Below are 15,856 nucleotides of genomic sequence, written 5' to 3'. Positions count from 1 at the left end.
TATTCTAATCCTTTACCCAAACCTCTTGCTGACGCTGTACCTGTATAACTCCAGAACCACACGTTGCCGTGGCCTGCACCTTAAAAAGAGATTCAGCGTCAGGGGCACCCTCATTGAAAGTACCTATATTTGTACATGCCATCGCATTAACCTCGCACCTACTTCCCACAGCTACCGGCGGAATGGCACCGCTGACCTCCCCACTGCATACGGCCGCGATATCTGTTGTACTGGCATTTAACGGATACATCTTGGTCAGTGCCCACTCATTTGCAGACTGAGCAACAAACCAAGCTTTTGTTCCCAAAAACTCTCTTGTTAATCCGCTTTGATTCGACCATGTCACTTTCATTAAAGAGGAAGCCAAATATCCCATTACAATAATGACGAACAACACGATGATTAGTACATTTCCGCTGGAGTTTCTTCTATGGGACATTGAGCACCTGCACATCTTGTTGATACACACTACGTTCACCATCCTGCTCAAACTCTAAATTGATATGAACTAAACCACCTCGTTGCAGAGTTGGCTCTAGATAACGCATACCACTTACGGACGTATCGACACTATCCGCAACCGTAATACCATTTCGCGTAACTCGCTTGGTATCAAAACAGTAGCGAATCTCCGACTTCTCTTGATAAATATAAAGACGGCTAGAAACAGAGGATCCCGTAATCGTACTTGCCCCCCCACTAACAACAAAAACCTTACCTGTTTTAGCTAAACCACCAATGGCTATATTTCGCGAAGAAGTTGATTGTAAATCTTCATATCGGCTCGGATTTATCACCATCCTGCGATTCGCAGGAATAGGATTAAGCGTTGAGTCATTACCTAGCAAAAACTCTAAGTCGTTATTCTTAAACATGTAAAAACCAGAATATTCAATCGGCACAAACTCTAGACAATTAGTTGTTCCTTTTGGCACATGAAAACTATTAGGTACAGCATGGCGGATTTCACGCGTCATCTTTTCTAAAACAAACTGAGCCTGTGTTTGTATTCGTTGGCGATCGATAGTATCAGCGTAACCTTTCATTCCTAACTGGACATACCCAGCTATCCCCAACATGATGAAGCTGCCGACCACAATCGTAACTATCATTTCCATTAAGGTGAAACCACGATCTTTCATCAGTAGTTCCCCTTAATAGCTGTTAAAGTAAGGGGCTGCGTGTTCCCCGCAAAAATCCTTAATGTTACTTTTTTGTATTCGGTTATTTCATCGGGAGCTTTATCCGTCAGATCATCATAGGCAACGCTAATTTCTAATCTAAAGTTTTTGTACTGCTCAGTACTGTCCGCACCAAGTACATCACTAATATTCCCTCTAGGGATACCATCACACTGAGAAACCGTTGTAGATGTGCTCCAACACCCGATATAGTCATCGACATCATTGAAATCACTAGGCGTTGTTTCCAAGGAACCGTCTAGTTTTTTATCCGCACCTAATTTATTTACGTCAGTGCAGCTCACTCCATTCTCACCACACCGAACGGTGCCACCATCAAAGTCGCTGTTTTCATCGAAGCCTCGCGCCAATATCTGAGACATGAAACCTTGGCCTAATGCGGCCGCGCGGGTTTGATAATGAGGTATAGCTGAGTCTCGAATTTGAGGGACAAGAAAAGAAGTAAACGCCACCATCGCAATGCCCATTAAAACAATCGCGATGATCATTTCTATTAAAGTCATGCCACTAGATTTCTTCATGAGCATGTACCTTTAGAAACATAACCTTGAGAATTAATTTCAACTTGGCAGCGGCTTCGACCATGTTTATCTTCAATTAAGATGTTTACAGCACCGCTTACAGGATTGCCGAGAAGGTTAAAATTAACTGTATTTGCGGCACCGCTGATAACAGAAAAATTTGCGGACTTATCGATAACCACATCACTACGAGCATCTTGTACACTGCCTGTTAGTGCGCAGGCAGCAACTGAACCAACACATGAGCTAGAAACTAGCAAACGAAAGTTGTTATCCGGACTTGCAACATTCGACTGCATACGATTCACCTGCACTTGGCGAATTACAGAAATCACGCGTTCTTGTAATGCATATGCAGAGAAACTGCCAGAGCCCATAAAACGGCTGGCTGCAAAAAGTGAAAGGATAGAGAGGAGAACAATCATGAGGATTAACTCCATTAACGTGAACCCTAATGCAGAGCTGCGAATTTTCATAACCCAACCTTAGGCTTAGAACAGGCGAGATAAGTATACGATGATATTATGAGATTAATGATAGGTTTATAATTTTTCGATTCGAAATGTGAACAGACGAACAAATGACCAATATCTAGTTATTTTGCCCTTTTGAACGGCCAATCTCTTCTTCTATTCGATCTTAAGTTTCTTTATTGCTCAGCGTCTCAGAAACATGCTCTGCGGTCTGCTTAGTTTTCTCCCACTTCGCTTCGTAAGTTTCTGGCTCAAAGCTGATAAATCTTGGTAATACCACATAACCGACACACCTAAGATCATCAGCACAACTACAAACTCTATTGCACTAAGACCCGATGATTTACGCATATGAACTATTCCGAAATTCACCAAAGTAGAGAGATAAAGGCCAGACTAGCTGGCCTTTTATCAATGTATTACTTAGTACATACTGCAGAACTAGCAACAATCTCAGTTTTCGCTGGAGTGTTATCACCTGTAGCAGCAGTGTATCTAACACAGCTCTTACTGTAGCCTTTAATGCCGTATACCATGTTTGCAGGATCTTTATCGCTATTGTCTGCAATAAGCTCCCAGTCTCCAGAATCAATACCATCGACCGCTAGCTTAAGAGCCTCTGTAGTTGCTTCAGGGTAACCATAATCCAGCTGTAAAGTTGAGCCAGCAACACTAATCGCTCCATTTTCACCAGTTTCTTGGCTCTTGATTGCTGCCTTACCATATACAATGCCTGAAGCCCCATCAATCGCGCCTTTCAGACCTTGAAGTGCAGAAGCTCGAGCATCATCTTGTAGGTTAAGGAAACGTGGTGCTGCAGTTACCGCTAGAATACCTAGGATTACAATTACCACTACCAATTCGATAAGGGTGAAACCACCTTGTCTTTTCATTGTTTACTCTCTCTATGTAAGCATGCAGTACAACTGCAAAGTTTCGTTTAGGTCACGCGACCATTTTGGATATTGTCAAAACGGTTTGGGGCAGCAACGTTCACTAAAACTGACCGTGAAGTGGATACTGTATCTACCGCTTGAGCAGAATGACGATTCGCCATTATTCAGTTCATGCTGCAATGAGAAAAACACATTATTGTTTACCCACTATTACAGCCTGTTACTTATGGTAATGATTGCATTATACCGACTTTCATTACCAATTATAGTGCTTAGGTGTCAAAAAATTCACTCCGCCGACATTTCGACGTCTATTTTCAGTTGATTAGCAGTTGAGATAACTACAATCGACTGACCATTTTCATAAGTGTAGTGACAGACATAACGATCAGTTTTGATGGCTCCACTGATATCTATTAACTTGTTGGTCATTATTTTACGTTGGGGGTAATGCACCGCTAGCCAATAACCACAATCTAATACACCTTGCTGAGTAAAGGGAGACACTAACCCGTCCTCAGTCATAGTAAGGTTAAAACCATCCATCAGCATATGTTCTGGCTCGCCTTGTACTAGCCAAGCTTGACGATAACGCTGAACACTGTCTTGCATCCAAACTCTCGCTAACTTCGCTCCAGTTACTTGTGCTTGCTCGGTAACAGGACGTAATTTGACCGCCAAACCCACCGCCATAATCGTAGCAATAACCCCAAACACAATAAGCGTTGCTCGGCTTTGATTTTCAACCACCTATTAGCCGCCTTTGATGATGTCGAGCATTCCCCACATTGGTAAGAAGATACCCAATGCCAGCACCATGACCATGCCTGCGACAATCACCAAAAGTAATGGTTCTATTCTTGCGGTCAGCGTTTTTAGATCGTAATCGACTTCTCGATCGTAAAAGTCCGACACCTCCAGCAGCAACTCATCAATACGACCAGTTTCTTCACCTACTGCAATCATCTGAATCACCAATGGGGTGAATATTTTACTGTTGATGGCCGTCACTGAAATGGTGCTACCCGCTTCAATTGCGGACTTCATCTCAAGAATTCGGTTTTCTAAAAAACGGTTCCCTAAGGCTTCCCCGGCCAAAGCCAAAGACTGGTTAAGTGGCACACCTGATTTCAGCATCAACGAAAAGGTTCTGGCAAAACGAGAAAGCTGCGCACGATTAACGATATCGCCTACAATTGGCAGCCGAAGCCGAAACTTATCGAACTTCTCCCGACCATCAGCCGTCGCCACCCACGCTCTGAACACCGTAAACGCGCCAATCATTGCCACAACCAGCAACACCCAATAATTAACAAAGAAATTAGAAGTCGCGATCAAAATACGCGTCGGCAATGGTAGCTCAACACCAAAGCGCGTGAACATCGATGCAAACTCAGGGATCACCAAGATATTCAATACAAACATGGCGATGGTGATAAAGATAATGACAAACGTTGGATAACGCATCGCCGCTTTAATGCGTTTGCGAGTCTCAAGTTCCTGTTCGTAGTAATTCGCCAGTTGCAATAGCGCTTGGTCAAGCCGACCCGTATTCTCACCGACGTTGATCATAGAAACGAACAGTGGGCTGAATACTTTACTGTGTTGCTGCATCGCAGAAGACAAACCTCGGCCATTACTCAGTTCAGAAACGACATCTTCTAGCGCCTCTTTGAGCTGTTTGTTTTCGCAATTTTGCAACAAGCCACGCATAGAGCGCAGCAAAGGTACGCCAGCTTTAGTCAAACTAAACAACTGACGAGAGAAAAGAATAATTACTTCCAACGGAATAGCAGGCACAAACAGCTTAGACAAGCTCACTTGGCTTTTTGCCGACTCTTTCTCTAACCGTACATTGAGCGGGATGACCCCTTTGTTCATCAATGCTTCCGCCGCAGCTTCTGAGTTCACTGCTTCGATTTTGCCGTTAGTGGATGAGCCGTCTAGCGTGCGACCTTGATAACGAAAAGTTGGCATTCACTTACCTATATGAAAATGGGATCAGTCTTACCAGAAGCATCACCCTCACCTAGGGTCATCACTTCATCCAAACTGACGGTGCCTTGTAGCGCCAGTTCCATTGCAGAAGCAAGCAGTGGCTTATAGTTTTCTGAGCGGCGCGCGGCTTGCGCAAAGCCAACCGCATCATTGGCGCGCAATTTATCCATCATCTCTTGCTCAAGTTCGAGCATTTCAAACACACCGATCCGGCCTCGATAACCAGTCAAGTTACAGTTTTGGCAACCTGCGCCTTTATAAAAAATGGTGCTAACTTGATTTGGGAAACGCCCAGCTAACCACTGCTGGCGAGACTCATCTAAGTGGTCTTCTGTTTTACAATCAGGGCAAACTCGGCGCACAAGACGCTGCGCCACCACGGCTCTGACTGCACTAGCAACCAAGTACCCCGGCGCACCCATATCGATCATACGTAACGCACTGTCGACAGCATCGTTGGTGTGGAGAGTACTCAATACTAAGTGACCCGTTAATGCAGCTCGCAGACCAATTTCTACCGTCTCTTGATCACGCATCTCACCAACAAGAATGATGTCTGGGTCTTGACGTAAAAAGGTTCTAAGAACACGCGAGAAAGTTAGATCGATCTTACTGTTAACCTGTACCTGAGTGATGCGAGGCAGACGATATTCAACCGGATCCTCTGCTGTAATGATCTTTTTCCCAGGTTCGTTGAGCTCACTCAATGCACCGTAAAGCGTGGTGGTTTTACCGGAACCTGTCGGCCCGGTAACCAAAATCATGCCGTGCGGACGCGCCAACTGTCGACGTAAGCGAGCAAGCAAGTCTGGCGGCAAGCCCGACTCTTCTAACGGACGCAAACCAGCGGACTGGTTAAGCAGACGCATTACCACAGATTCTCCGTACTGCGTTGGTAACGTCGACATACGAATATCAATTGATTGCCCACGAACTTTGATATTGAATCGGCCATCTTGTGGCAAGCGCTTTTCAGAAATATCTAGGTGTGCCATCAACTTCAGTCGAAGAACCAAAGCCGATGCAATGTTTACTTCATTTAAGAGCGTTTCATGCAATACGCCATCAATACGCTGGCGCAAACGCAATACTTGATCGTCTGGCTCAATATGAATATCCGAAGCTCCAACCTGTACCGCATCCTCAAACATGGAATTAACCAGCTTTACAACGGTAACCTCTTCACTGTCGGCCTCATCAATACCGTAATCAAAGCTTTGTACATCTTTATGCTCTTCATGCAGCTGCTCAGCAAAGGAGGCGATCTCTTTAGTACGGCGGTAATAACGGTCAAAGCTTGAAATAAGCTGACGCTCTGAAGCCACAATGAACTCAAGGTTGTATTGACCTAACAAGTTCATCAATGATTCTTGGATGAACAAGTCCGCAGGGTCACTCATAGCAACGCGCAGTGTGTCCCCATTTCGAGCAACGACCATCGCACGTAAGCGACGTGCGTGTACCTCAGGTAGAATCTGCACGGCTTCGGCATCCACAGGCGCACGACCAAGATCGATCAGTGGCAAGCCAAGCTGCTGAGACAAGAAGTCCAACATCTGCTTTTCGGTAATAAAACCAAGGTCAATTAACGCATCCCCTAGCTTCTGCCCGGTACTGCGTTGTGCGTTTAGTGCTTGCTGGATTTGTTCTTCAGAGACGATACCTTCCTCTACCAGAAGATCGCCCAAGCGTTTTCTCAACTGAATTTTCATTGTGCGCTCTCCAACTCTTTCAAGATGCTCAAACGGTCACGGATAAATGCTTGCGATTGATTCGAAATGCCAACTTTACCCAGAGCTTGGTTGTAAGAGTTGATCGCGGTAGTAAAAGCCAGGGCACGCTCTTGTTGAATCGCTAAACCTAACCACCAGCGCGCGTTTTCCGGTTCACGCTGAGTGAGGAGTTGATAGCTCTCAAGCGCAATGTCATTTTGCTTGTGTTTTTGTGCCAATGCCGCACGCATCGCCAAGTAATCTCGACTTGGTACTGGAGGCAAATGAACAAGCGGGCTCAGCGCCGCTTCAGGTTGATTAGCTTTCACTAACAACTTAGACAAGGCCAAGCGAAGTACTTGGTTGTTCGTATCTAGGTTAATGCCTTCTTGAATAATCTCATATGCTTTACGCGTGTCACCTTTACCAAAGTACAACGCTGATAACTTTTGACGCGTGTCTGCATTCATTGGCTCATAACGCAACGCCTCGGCATAAGCCGACAACGCTGTTTGCATATCGTTAGCATCGAGTGCTTTTTCCGCTCGACTAACTGCCTTAAGAGAAAGCTGACGATGTGTAAGCTCAACCTGCTCAATACGCATTGAGCTGTTTTCTGATGTCGTGCGGGTTACGTGATTAGATTGTTCCTCGCTCGGCATCGTTGCTAACTGCGCGAGTAAAACTGCATCTTCAGAGGCGATATTTATCTCAGCTCTTGGCGTGAACCTATCAGTCTCTTGCATGTGAAGCTGTTGCGCTACCGGCTGTGTGGTTGGTTTAGTGTAAACCACTTGAGTTGTATCGGGCGTCATTTTACTCGTTGGCGAGTGAGTGCGCTCCGATGAAACAATTGGTGAGACATTCACAGACGACAGTGGCATAGCGTCGGTTTGAAACTGTGATAGCTCGCCTGAAGGGACAGGACCGCGAGAGACCGCCCAGCTACCAACCGCAAGGCTTAACGAAAAACCGGCGACAAGCCAAAGCCAAGGTTTACTACGTGAGACACTTGGAATCTCCGCACGAGTAAGCTCTGACGGCGATGTTTTTTCAGCAAGTTCTGATAATGCTTTATTGATGGCACTCAAGGTTGACTCCATCCCCAAAATACGGGTGTTTTAAACTTAGGTTTACGGGCATCAAACGTATCGTGCATAGCGGCGTAAACGTGATGATTTTTCAATAGTGTGCAACGCTCATTAAATGCAGCAAGCAACGACTTGTGGCTAATTTGGTTTATCAAGCGCGGAATCCCCATGGATGAACGCCAAATCGCTTTTTTCTGTTCAATAGAAAAAATGTGCGCCCCATTGCCTGCTTTATCTAAACGATTATTGATGTAAGCCACGCCTTCATCGATAGAGAGAGGACGTAACTGGCAGCTAAACGTAATGCGTTGACGAAACTGCCTTAGCTCATGGTTAGCCAATCTTTCATCCAACTCAGGTTGTCCGAATAACACCAATTGAATGAGCTTATCTTGTTCCGTTTCTAGGTTGCCAAATAGACGCAATGTTTCTAAAGCTTGTGGGGAAAGAACTTGCGCTTCATCAACGATCAAGACGGTTTTCTTTCCCAAGGCATGTACTTGAATCAAGTGCTCTTGAATGAGGGAAACGATGCGCAGCGGATCATCGTTCTCGATACCTAACTCTCTGGCGACAGCAAACTGCAACTGTTCCCCATTCAACACTGGATTGGGTAAGTAAATAAGCTCAACTTCAGATTCAATCTGCTCGATCAGCTTACGGCATACCATGGTTTTTCCAGTGCCGACTTCTCCCGTCACCTTAATCACCCCTTCTCCCATTTGCACGGCGGCTAGGATGGTTTGGATCGCCTCATAGTGAGGGACTAACCCCAAGAACATTTCTGTATTTGGGGTTAACGAAAAAGGCTGAACTCGGAACCCAAAGTGTGACAAGTACATACTCGAATCACAAACCTATTGAAAAACAGAACCTTTCCCAGCGCTTATTGCGCATCTGGGAACCACTCTTGCAGCAGATCACGAGAGCGCTCTAGCTCTTTCTGCCAAGAGTTCACGCCAACTACGGTCGGTTTTAGCAAGATGACCAATTCTGTTTTCTCAGTTACGTTATTCACGTTGCGGAACAAATGCCCCAGTGCTGGTACATCGCCCAAAAATGGGACTTTAGAAACAAGCTCACGATTTTGCTGTTTCATCAACCCACCGATAACCACAACATCGCCATCTTTAGCACGAATAACCGAGTCTGATTCACGAATAGAGCTTTTCGCTAATGGCAGTTGGATGTTTTGGAAATCTCCGCCCAAGTTCAATTGCTTCACTTCTTCCGTGACTTCAATAACTGCGGGGTGAACATGCAGGAACACATTGCCTTTGTTATCAATTTGCGGAGTCACATCAAGGGAAATACCCGAGAAGAATGGCGTCAGTTCCACTTCAGGAACCGCATTTGAGTTTTCACCGTTGCCTGCATTGCTCGATAGCTCGGTAACAAAGTACTCATCGGTACCCACTTTGATAACAGATTTTTGGTTGTTGGCAGCGGTAATACGAGGGCTCGAAAGGACGTTCAAGTCACCTTGCGTAGACATGAAGCTCAATACAGCATTGAAGTTACCATCCGAAATAGTCACGTTAGTTTGACCGCCCAATAGCGTGCCAATCGCATCCAATGGTGGTAATGTCGACGCAGGGCGGTTGACTACGATACTACCCGAGTTACCAATTGATGCCGATAAGTTTGACCAGTTGATGCCTTGTTGGTAGCCATCATTCAACGTCACTTCTAGGATTTTAGCTTCAAGAATGACCTGGCGCTGCATGCGCTCCTGCGATACACCTAAGAACTCGCGTACTTCGCGAATATCATCTGGAAATGCTCGAACCGTAATAACTCCCGCTTGTGGCGTTACAACCACACTTTGCCCTTTGCCTGAACCAATTAGATTCGCAACGGCTTGCTGTAGCATAGGCCAGAAGTCACTTTCAGTGATGGTTTCGATGCGTGTACCACCCGTAGATGTGGTTGAGCTATCGTTGTTGTTTCCATTGTTAGAGTCTGACGAGTCAGAACTGTCTGAGCTACCACCAGAATTAGACGTACCAGCCGAGGTTACAGAGCCCGTAACAATGCTGGTTAACGAGCGACCAGAACGCTTGAACTGTAGGTAATCGACTGGAATGGTCACAGTACGCATACCTGCTGGGTAGATTTGAATAACTTTGCCAGACTTCACCACGTCATAGCCATACATATTCTGTACGACATTCAGAACTTCATCCAATGTCACATCTGACAAGTTGACGGTGATATTACCTTGTACCGATGGGTGAATCGCCACGCTGTACTCTGTGCCTTTCACCAACGAGGCGAAAAAGCTTCTTGCATCGACCGCATTCGCTTGAATACGAAAACGCTTCGAGGTGCCTTGCTCTGATGCAACGTTCGAGTCTAAATTTGGCATCAAGTCTGCCTCAACAGAAGAAGGGATTTCTTCCAATGTGCGGCTGTTCGCTTGATTGATCGATTCATTGAGCGCTTCTTTAACTTCCACTGGATTCCGATGACCCATTGAACATCCCATTAAAGAAGCAATCGTTATTCCTACAACTAATTTGCGCATATCTGATCGGGCTCTGGTTATTATTGTTTTACGTTTAAATCAAAAAGCTCTAGGTCCCACTGACGGTTACCACGCTTTAAAGTTACAAATTCACTATTAATGCTCGCGACGCGATAACCCTTAAATAGCTCGCCTTTTTCGACAAGTTTGTTATCCATAATCGCAATACAATCAGTACTTGGCTTACACACAATACTGTTGAGCTTAGGCAGTCGATACCGTTTAACTTTTGGTTTCGCTGACGTTTCAACCGCTGGCTTTTCCCAACCAAGTGGGGCCGTTGGGTCCTGGTTTGCCCAAGCGGTTCCTGCCGCTGCCATAACAAGCAATGAGATGATGAGTTTGTTAACCACCAATAAACTCCTCTCTAGATCCTAGTGTGTAGACTTCTAACACAAGCTTCGCTTTCGGGTACTTTTCGACTTTATAACTAAAGCTGCGCCAGTAATAACTCGCAGGAAGGCTCTCCAATTTATTCAGATAATTAGCAATAGAAAAATAGTCACCAGTCAGTTCCATACGAACAGGATGCACGTAGTAACCAGAGTATTGCGATGCTTCTTTATCTTCCGTTATTGGCTCAGATGGCAAGGTTTGCAGAGACAAAAGGTGAATGCCACTTTGCTGCTCCAACACATTTTCAAGCAGCTCAGCCATTTGCGAAGGTGTAATAAGATGCTCGATGATCTCCGCTAATTGCATCGAAAGATGCTGACTCTCAGCTAACAGATTAGATATCGCGCGATCAATCTCAGCATTTGGATCTTTCTTAAGTTGCGCCTGAATACGTAGCGTATCGATTTCAATCTTTTGATTGGCTTGCTTTAAATTACTTAGTTGCCTCTCATTACTGATGATCTCGTTAAGCTTTGGCTCCAATACCAGCGTAAAGAGCAACATGATCACAACAACTAAACCGCACAATGCGGTGAGCACTTTTTCACGCGTACTCATTTCGCCAAAGCGCCCTTCTAATGAGAGCCAGAATTCGTTCATTTCTCTTTATCCTCGCGCGTTTTTAGTTCAAACGTCACAATATCCTTATCATTTCGACCTATTTTGACGTCGTCAAACGTTCGACCAACCAAGCTAATTTCGTTTTTAAATTGGCTGACCCAATTTGGCACTGAGCTCGGTTTTTTCGCTAGCCCCTTCAGGTCTAAGGTATGGGTATTGATTCGAATTTCGGACAAAGAAATTTCTTGGTTTCCTAGCTTCGCTAATGATTGCATCACGCCAGAGTAACCCGTGCGTTGCGAGTCATCGTATTTCCCGACAGCTTTAAGCGAGTCTCGCTTCGCCTTGACTTCACGCTCTAAGCGGGCTTTAGCTGCCAGCTTATTATTGTCAGGTTGATGTTTACGTAGCTTGACTTGATAACGTTCAAGCTCTGACTTCATGATATCGCCTTTACTTTTTACAATAGCAATCTCATCTTCCAAACCGCTGCTCTGCCAAGTGACATAACCGTAAGAAAATAGAATTGCAGCCGCCGCAACGCCCCAAGATAACGCGATATTTTTTAGCGTCAGGAGCTCTTTTTTCGGCTTTAAGTAATCGGGATATAAGTTGACGCGTCGAGTATTTGAAGTAGCCGCAGTGTCAGCCAAAACATGTCCTGATAGCTCATGTTCTGGTGGTAATAACGGTGAAACCTTAGTACTTAAACGGTAGTTCAGAGCCTGAACAAGCTCGCTCTCATCCTCTTCATCACAGCACACTTTCAATTGATGTAATTGCACGTGGCGTAACTGAGATGAAAGATAGTCAATCGAACGTTGCAGTTCTAACGACAGACTGTCCATCTGTAAATCGCTAGACGGAACCCCCGTTAACGGTGGCGTCACACTGCGAATAGAGCGGTGGAACGCAATAGTATTTTCGACAAAAGCGCTTATACGGAAATGACCACGCACACTGCGTTGTAATAATAGGAAGTTTCCTAGTTCACCAGCAGTCTCTCCCCAAATATCGTCTTCAGGAAGAATGGCTTCTAATGGTAACTGGGCTCGACTGGCCAGTAACACAATCTTATCCAATATTTTTCGCGATAAGACGTATGCTTGCACTTTGGTTGAATTCGGTAACTCGACCGCATCGGCAATAATGTCGATAGCACGCTCAGAGATCAGTTCTTTCAACAAAAACGGTAATGCGGCTGGCCATTCTTGACGCGGCATGACCGGTTTGTCGATTTGGTACATCTGGTAATAGTTATGAGAAAGAATAACCGTTAATGAATCATACGCACTCGCTGCAACGCTCAATGCTTGCTCAACGGCTTTTTCCCAATTGGACTCAGAAATATCAAATTGGTATGGACGACTACTTTTGATTGAAGATGATAAATAAACGGCGTCTGGCTGAATAACCAAAAAGCAGGAGCGATCACCACTAGATGATCGCTTAAGCTTGTCGAATAGTGCTTTGAAATCCATGATTATTATCTTTATTTTTTCCGCCAGCGATTTCGTCTTCCCAATTTAACTTGGGATTCTGATTGAGAATTCGGCAACGCTTGGGGACGAGGAAGAAACTGCTGCTCCGCAGAAAAGTAACGCCCTTGACCACCATAAACCCCGAGCTCAATTAATGTGTTGAGCTCGTTCTGATTCTCAATTCCCACTGCTATAATTTTAGTTTTACTGTTTGCCGCCGCACCTAGCATACTGCGGACAAATAGCTGGTTTTCATGTCGTTGGTCGATTTTTGCTACTAAACTGCGATGAAGTTTAAGGTAACGAATATCCACTTCTTTTAAATAGTGAGTGCTGACGATGGTACGCCCAGCCTGCCCAACCATTAAGTGGCACCCCAAACCGGCCAGCATTTTAGCGACTGGTCGCATAAAGTCTAAGTGTCTTACAAATTGTGCTTCAACAAACTCAAAACTGAGACACTTTCTCTGCTCACGTGACAACTGTAAGAGTTCATCACGAAACCATTTAAAGTACTCTCGGTTAGAAAATGGCGTTACATTCAAATTGAGCGCATACGATCTTGAGTTATCAAAATTATCCTTAAACTCTCTTAAGAATTTATTAATAACCGACTTATCCATTTGCGCTTCATAACCAACCTGTCTGATCGCAGAAATGAACCGAGACGCTTTAACAATCCCATTCTCAGGATCGCGAATCCGACATGTTAACTCTTCATATAATGATTTTTTATGCGTCGCGTCACTTATTGGGTGCACAGATTGTGCGTAGAGTATCACACTTTCAGGTGTAAGTGCTGTGTCAAATAACGTTCTCCACCTCACACTTCCGCGAGCTTCTTCATCGTGGTTCCATTTTTTGAAGCGACTCCAATTATTGTTATTTTGTAGTTGCGCACTACGCAAAGCAGTCTCGGCTTCATCAATGATTTGGCTGTGTCGCTCACCTTCTTTATAAGTGGTGATGCCAATATGGCACCAGTTGTCTGGATCAAGTGGCTCTGGCGGCATTAACTTTTCTAACTGGCGAATGCATTGCGAGGCAAGGTTAGCCACATCTTTCGCACTTTGGTGCGGTAGAAAAAGCGCAAAATCAGCATCGTAATAACGGGAAAATACAACATCTGGGTATCGTTGAACTAAATTGGACAATAAACTCCCAACTTCAACAATAAACTCATCCGTAATTTGCTTATCTTGCTCTTCTTCAACCAGTTTCCAGTCTTGAATACGCACTAGCAACACGGCGCCGCGAGCCCCACTTTCTAGTAACGCCGATTCCAACTTGCTATCAAATAACACTCGGTTAGCGGTACCGGTTAGCTTATCAAGGAAGGTTTGAGTTCGAATAAAGGTATCAAATCGGCTTCGCTCTTGACGCGCATCTTGTAACTCTTCGATTAATACATCGAGCGCTTCACTGGCGGTGTAAGGCCATTCTTTTTTGTCACCTTTGGCATACTGCTCCACCCTACCAGCCAGGATCATTCTGCCTCGCTCTTCGAGCATTTCAGAGCCTTCTAATTGCTCTTTAAGCCATGCCACGCCGCGCATTAAGCAGAAGATGATCAATATAACGGCAAGCGTGATCGACCAAAGCGCCTGCATTGAGTAGCTGTAACCTAAGTAAGGGGGAATTGCTTTAAAGTGAATCGTGTAATCTTGATTGTGAGTCAACTGGTACTCAGCCTCAAACAAGACTGACGCTTCCATTTGATGAGAAGTATCTTTGAAGCGATAAACAACGGCGTTGTTGGTCGACAACGTCATTTCGACAATATTGGAAGCCTGCAGCATTTTCGGCATCCAGCGCTGCATAGAATAAGCGGCGTCAGGATCTTCCATCTCCTTGTCGACCACCTCTACGATCCCTTCTAAATAATGGGTGAGATATTCCTGCCCAAGACGTTTAAAAGAGAGGGTGCCACCGACAAACAAGATAAACATGGCGCAGATAACGATCATGGTGACAAAGGCCACCAGCCGTGTGCTTAACTTAAGAGTTGGGGTATACCTCATGAATACCAAATTCCTTTTTTATTCATCATATACCTTATTGAAATATTTATACTTGATAAGAGTTCATCAAACAATCGGATTAGTCTGATAGTGAGAGGCTGGAGCATAAAGAAAATCACACTCATTGATAAGTTTTATTGTTACGCCTAACCTTGCCAAGAGAAGCCTGTGAAATCATTAGATTGCGACAATAAAAAAGGCCGCGATATTCGCGGCCTTTTCGATTCAAGCATAAGCAGAATTTAGAACGGGATATCGTCGTCAAAATCCATTGGTGGCTCATTGTACTGCTGCTGTGGTTGCTGCGGAGCCTGTTGTTGTGGTTGCTGTTGCTGAGGCGCATTGTACTGCTGCTGAGCTGGCTGTTGAGGCTGACCCCATCCACCTTGTTGCTGCTGTTGACCGCCCATTGGTGCGCCGCCACCTTGAGCACGACCGCCAAGCATTTGCATAACACCATTGAAGCCTTGAACAACTACCTCAGTTGAGTAGCGATCTTGGCCACTTTGATCTTGCCATTTGCGAGTTTGCAGTTGCCCTTCAATGTAAACTTGAGAGCCTTTACGCAAGTACTCACCTGCTACTTCCGCAAGTTTGCCGAACAACACAACACGGTGCCATTCCGTTTTTTCGCGCTGTTCGCCAGTCGCTTTATCACGCCATGAATCAGAAGTCGCAATAGTAATGTTTGCTACTGCACCGCCATTCGGCATGTAACGAATTTCAGGGTCGTTACCTAGATTCCCCACCAAAATAACTTTGTTAATTCCACGGCTGGCCATGATGTGCTCCGTTTCACTCTGGATATATAAAATTTTAGCGCATTAGAATAGCACGCTTTAATGTTTTGATTAAAGTCTAATACCATTGTGATCTATTGAGTCATCCTCTAGAACCCAAATCGTATTTCAACTTACGTGTGTAGCATTTTTGATTCGCGTTGCAGACATCGTTTCGTGAAGCTTTGAATTCGAACG

The 15,856-nt window shown here is 44.9% G+C and carries 16 protein-coding genes and 1 pseudogene; all 17 read right to left on the bottom strand.

Annotated features, from left to right (window positions below):
• Positions 1 to 4: 4 nt before the first annotated feature.
• On the bottom strand, positions 5 to 439 hold the full coding sequence (locus tag R7Q48_RS19990; RefSeq protein WP_262656762.1) for an MSHA biogenesis protein MshP: 435 nt from the start codon (positions 437 to 439) through the stop codon (positions 5 to 7).
• Positions 429 to 1,142 carry a PilW family protein gene (locus tag R7Q48_RS19985; protein ID WP_318132421.1) on the bottom strand — a complete coding sequence of 238 codons (714 nt, stop codon included), beginning with the start codon at positions 1,140 to 1,142 and terminating at the stop codon, positions 429 to 431. Before R7Q48_RS19985 ends, R7Q48_RS19990 begins: the two co-directional genes overlap by 11 nt.
• Positions 1,142 to 1,723: a type II secretion system protein gene (locus R7Q48_RS19980; protein WP_318132420.1), complete on the bottom strand. Its 582-nt coding sequence runs from the start codon at positions 1,721 to 1,723 to the stop codon at positions 1,142 to 1,144. The genes R7Q48_RS19985 and R7Q48_RS19980 overlap by 1 nt, the downstream gene beginning before the upstream one ends.
• Positions 1,720 to 2,199: an MSHA biogenesis protein MshC gene (locus tag R7Q48_RS19975; protein WP_318132419.1), complete on the bottom strand. Its 480-nt coding sequence runs from the start codon at positions 2,197 to 2,199 to the stop codon at positions 1,720 to 1,722. Before R7Q48_RS19975 ends, R7Q48_RS19980 begins: the two co-directional genes overlap by 4 nt.
• 163 nt (positions 2,200 to 2,362) lie before the next feature.
• A pseudogene (locus R7Q48_RS19970) lies at positions 2,363 to 2,547 on the bottom strand (Tfp pilus assembly protein FimT/FimU).
• 68 nt (positions 2,548 to 2,615) lie between these two features.
• Positions 2,616 to 3,089 carry a type II secretion system protein gene (locus R7Q48_RS19965; RefSeq protein WP_115386317.1) on the bottom strand — a complete coding sequence of 158 codons (474 nt, stop codon included), beginning with the start codon at positions 3,087 to 3,089 and terminating at the stop codon, positions 2,616 to 2,618.
• Between the two features lie 291 nt (positions 3,090 to 3,380).
• Complete coding sequence (locus tag R7Q48_RS19960) at positions 3,381 to 3,842, bottom strand: hypothetical protein (RefSeq protein WP_031781206.1); 462 nt, start codon at positions 3,840 to 3,842, stop codon at positions 3,381 to 3,383.
• A gap of 3 nt (positions 3,843 to 3,845) precedes the next feature.
• Positions 3,846 to 5,069 (bottom strand): type II secretion system F family protein, encoded by a 1,224-nt coding sequence (locus tag R7Q48_RS19955; RefSeq protein WP_005381186.1) that lies wholly within the window; start codon positions 5,067 to 5,069, stop codon positions 3,846 to 3,848.
• A gap of 8 nt (positions 5,070 to 5,077) precedes the next feature.
• Positions 5,078 to 6,802: a GspE/PulE family protein gene (locus R7Q48_RS19950; RefSeq protein ID WP_005381188.1), complete on the bottom strand. Its 1,725-nt coding sequence runs from the start codon at positions 6,800 to 6,802 to the stop codon at positions 5,078 to 5,080.
• Positions 6,799 to 7,893, bottom strand: coding sequence for a tetratricopeptide repeat protein (locus R7Q48_RS19945; RefSeq protein ID WP_318132418.1), 1,095 nt, complete (start codon positions 7,891 to 7,893; stop codon positions 6,799 to 6,801). Before R7Q48_RS19945 ends, R7Q48_RS19950 begins: the two co-directional genes overlap by 4 nt.
• Positions 7,890 to 8,735, bottom strand: coding sequence for an ExeA family protein (locus R7Q48_RS19940; protein ID WP_104979765.1), 846 nt, complete (start codon positions 8,733 to 8,735; stop codon positions 7,890 to 7,892). Before R7Q48_RS19940 ends, R7Q48_RS19945 begins: the two co-directional genes overlap by 4 nt.
• A gap of 44 nt (positions 8,736 to 8,779) precedes the next feature.
• Complete coding sequence (mshL, locus tag R7Q48_RS19935; protein ID WP_005388471.1) at positions 8,780 to 10,420, bottom strand: pilus (MSHA type) biogenesis protein MshL; 1,641 nt, start codon at positions 10,418 to 10,420, stop codon at positions 8,780 to 8,782.
• Between the two features lie 20 nt (positions 10,421 to 10,440).
• Positions 10,441 to 10,773 (bottom strand): hypothetical protein, encoded by a 333-nt coding sequence (locus R7Q48_RS19930; protein WP_005381196.1) that lies wholly within the window; start codon positions 10,771 to 10,773, stop codon positions 10,441 to 10,443.
• Positions 10,766 to 11,416: a type II secretion system protein GspM gene (gene gspM / locus R7Q48_RS19925; protein WP_256903345.1), complete on the bottom strand. Its 651-nt coding sequence runs from the start codon at positions 11,414 to 11,416 to the stop codon at positions 10,766 to 10,768. The genes R7Q48_RS19930 and gspM overlap by 8 nt, the downstream gene beginning before the upstream one ends.
• Positions 11,413 to 12,858: a hypothetical protein gene (locus tag R7Q48_RS19920; protein ID WP_005387799.1), complete on the bottom strand. Its 1,446-nt coding sequence runs from the start codon at positions 12,856 to 12,858 to the stop codon at positions 11,413 to 11,415. Before R7Q48_RS19920 ends, gspM begins: the two co-directional genes overlap by 4 nt.
• An 11-nt stretch (positions 12,859 to 12,869) precedes the next feature.
• Complete coding sequence (csrD, locus tag R7Q48_RS19915; protein WP_005381201.1) at positions 12,870 to 14,879, bottom strand: RNase E specificity factor CsrD; 2,010 nt, start codon at positions 14,877 to 14,879, stop codon at positions 12,870 to 12,872.
• A gap of 242 nt (positions 14,880 to 15,121) precedes the next feature.
• Positions 15,122 to 15,661 carry a single-stranded DNA-binding protein gene (locus tag R7Q48_RS19910; RefSeq protein ID WP_005387798.1) on the bottom strand — a complete coding sequence of 180 codons (540 nt, stop codon included), beginning with the start codon at positions 15,659 to 15,661 and terminating at the stop codon, positions 15,122 to 15,124.
• Positions 15,662 to 15,856: the final 195 nt, after the last annotated feature.

Source organism: Vibrio sp. 378, assembly GCF_033339435.1.
Note: the sequence above shows the minus strand (reverse complement) of the source record. Positions and strands in the feature narration are given on the sequence as shown.

What these genes read in the sequence shown, in the direction of transcription:
- R7Q48_RS19985 (WP_318132421.1), bottom strand. Translation starts at nt 1,142, where the DNA reads ATGAAAGATCGTGGTTTCACCTTAATGGAAATGATAGTTACGATTGTG.
- R7Q48_RS19990 (WP_262656762.1), bottom strand. Translation starts at nt 439, where the DNA reads ATGTCCCATAGAAGAAACTCCAGCGGAAATGTACTAATCATCGTGTTG.
- R7Q48_RS19940 (WP_104979765.1), bottom strand. Translation starts at nt 8,735, where the DNA reads ATGTACTTGTCACACTTTGGGTTCCGAGTTCAGCCTTTTTCGTTAACC.
- R7Q48_RS19920 (WP_005387799.1), bottom strand. Translation starts at nt 12,858, where the DNA reads ATGGATTTCAAAGCACTATTCGACAAGCTTAAGCGATCATCTAGTGGT.
- mshL (WP_005388471.1), bottom strand. Translation starts at nt 10,420, where the DNA reads ATGCGCAAATTAGTTGTAGGAATAACGATTGCTTCTTTAATGGGATGT.
- R7Q48_RS19955 (WP_005381186.1), bottom strand. Translation starts at nt 5,069, where the DNA reads ATGCCAACTTTTCGTTATCAAGGTCGCACGCTAGACGGCTCATCCACT.
- gspM (WP_256903345.1), bottom strand. Translation starts at nt 11,416, where the DNA reads ATGAACGAATTCTGGCTCTCATTAGAAGGGCGCTTTGGCGAAATGAGT.
- R7Q48_RS19950 (WP_005381188.1), bottom strand. Translation starts at nt 6,802, where the DNA reads ATGAAAATTCAGTTGAGAAAACGCTTGGGCGATCTTCTGGTAGAGGAA.
- R7Q48_RS19980 (WP_318132420.1), bottom strand. Translation starts at nt 1,723, where the DNA reads ATGAAGAAATCTAGTGGCATGACTTTAATAGAAATGATCATCGCGATT.
- R7Q48_RS19975 (WP_318132419.1), bottom strand. Translation starts at nt 2,199, where the DNA reads ATGAAAATTCGCAGCTCTGCATTAGGGTTCACGTTAATGGAGTTAATC.
- R7Q48_RS19965 (WP_115386317.1), bottom strand. Translation starts at nt 3,089, where the DNA reads ATGAAAAGACAAGGTGGTTTCACCCTTATCGAATTGGTAGTGGTAATT.
- csrD (WP_005381201.1), bottom strand. Translation starts at nt 14,879, where the DNA reads ATGAGGTATACCCCAACTCTTAAGTTAAGCACACGGCTGGTGGCCTTT.
- R7Q48_RS19910 (WP_005387798.1), bottom strand. Translation starts at nt 15,661, where the DNA reads ATGGCCAGCCGTGGAATTAACAAAGTTATTTTGGTGGGGAATCTAGGT.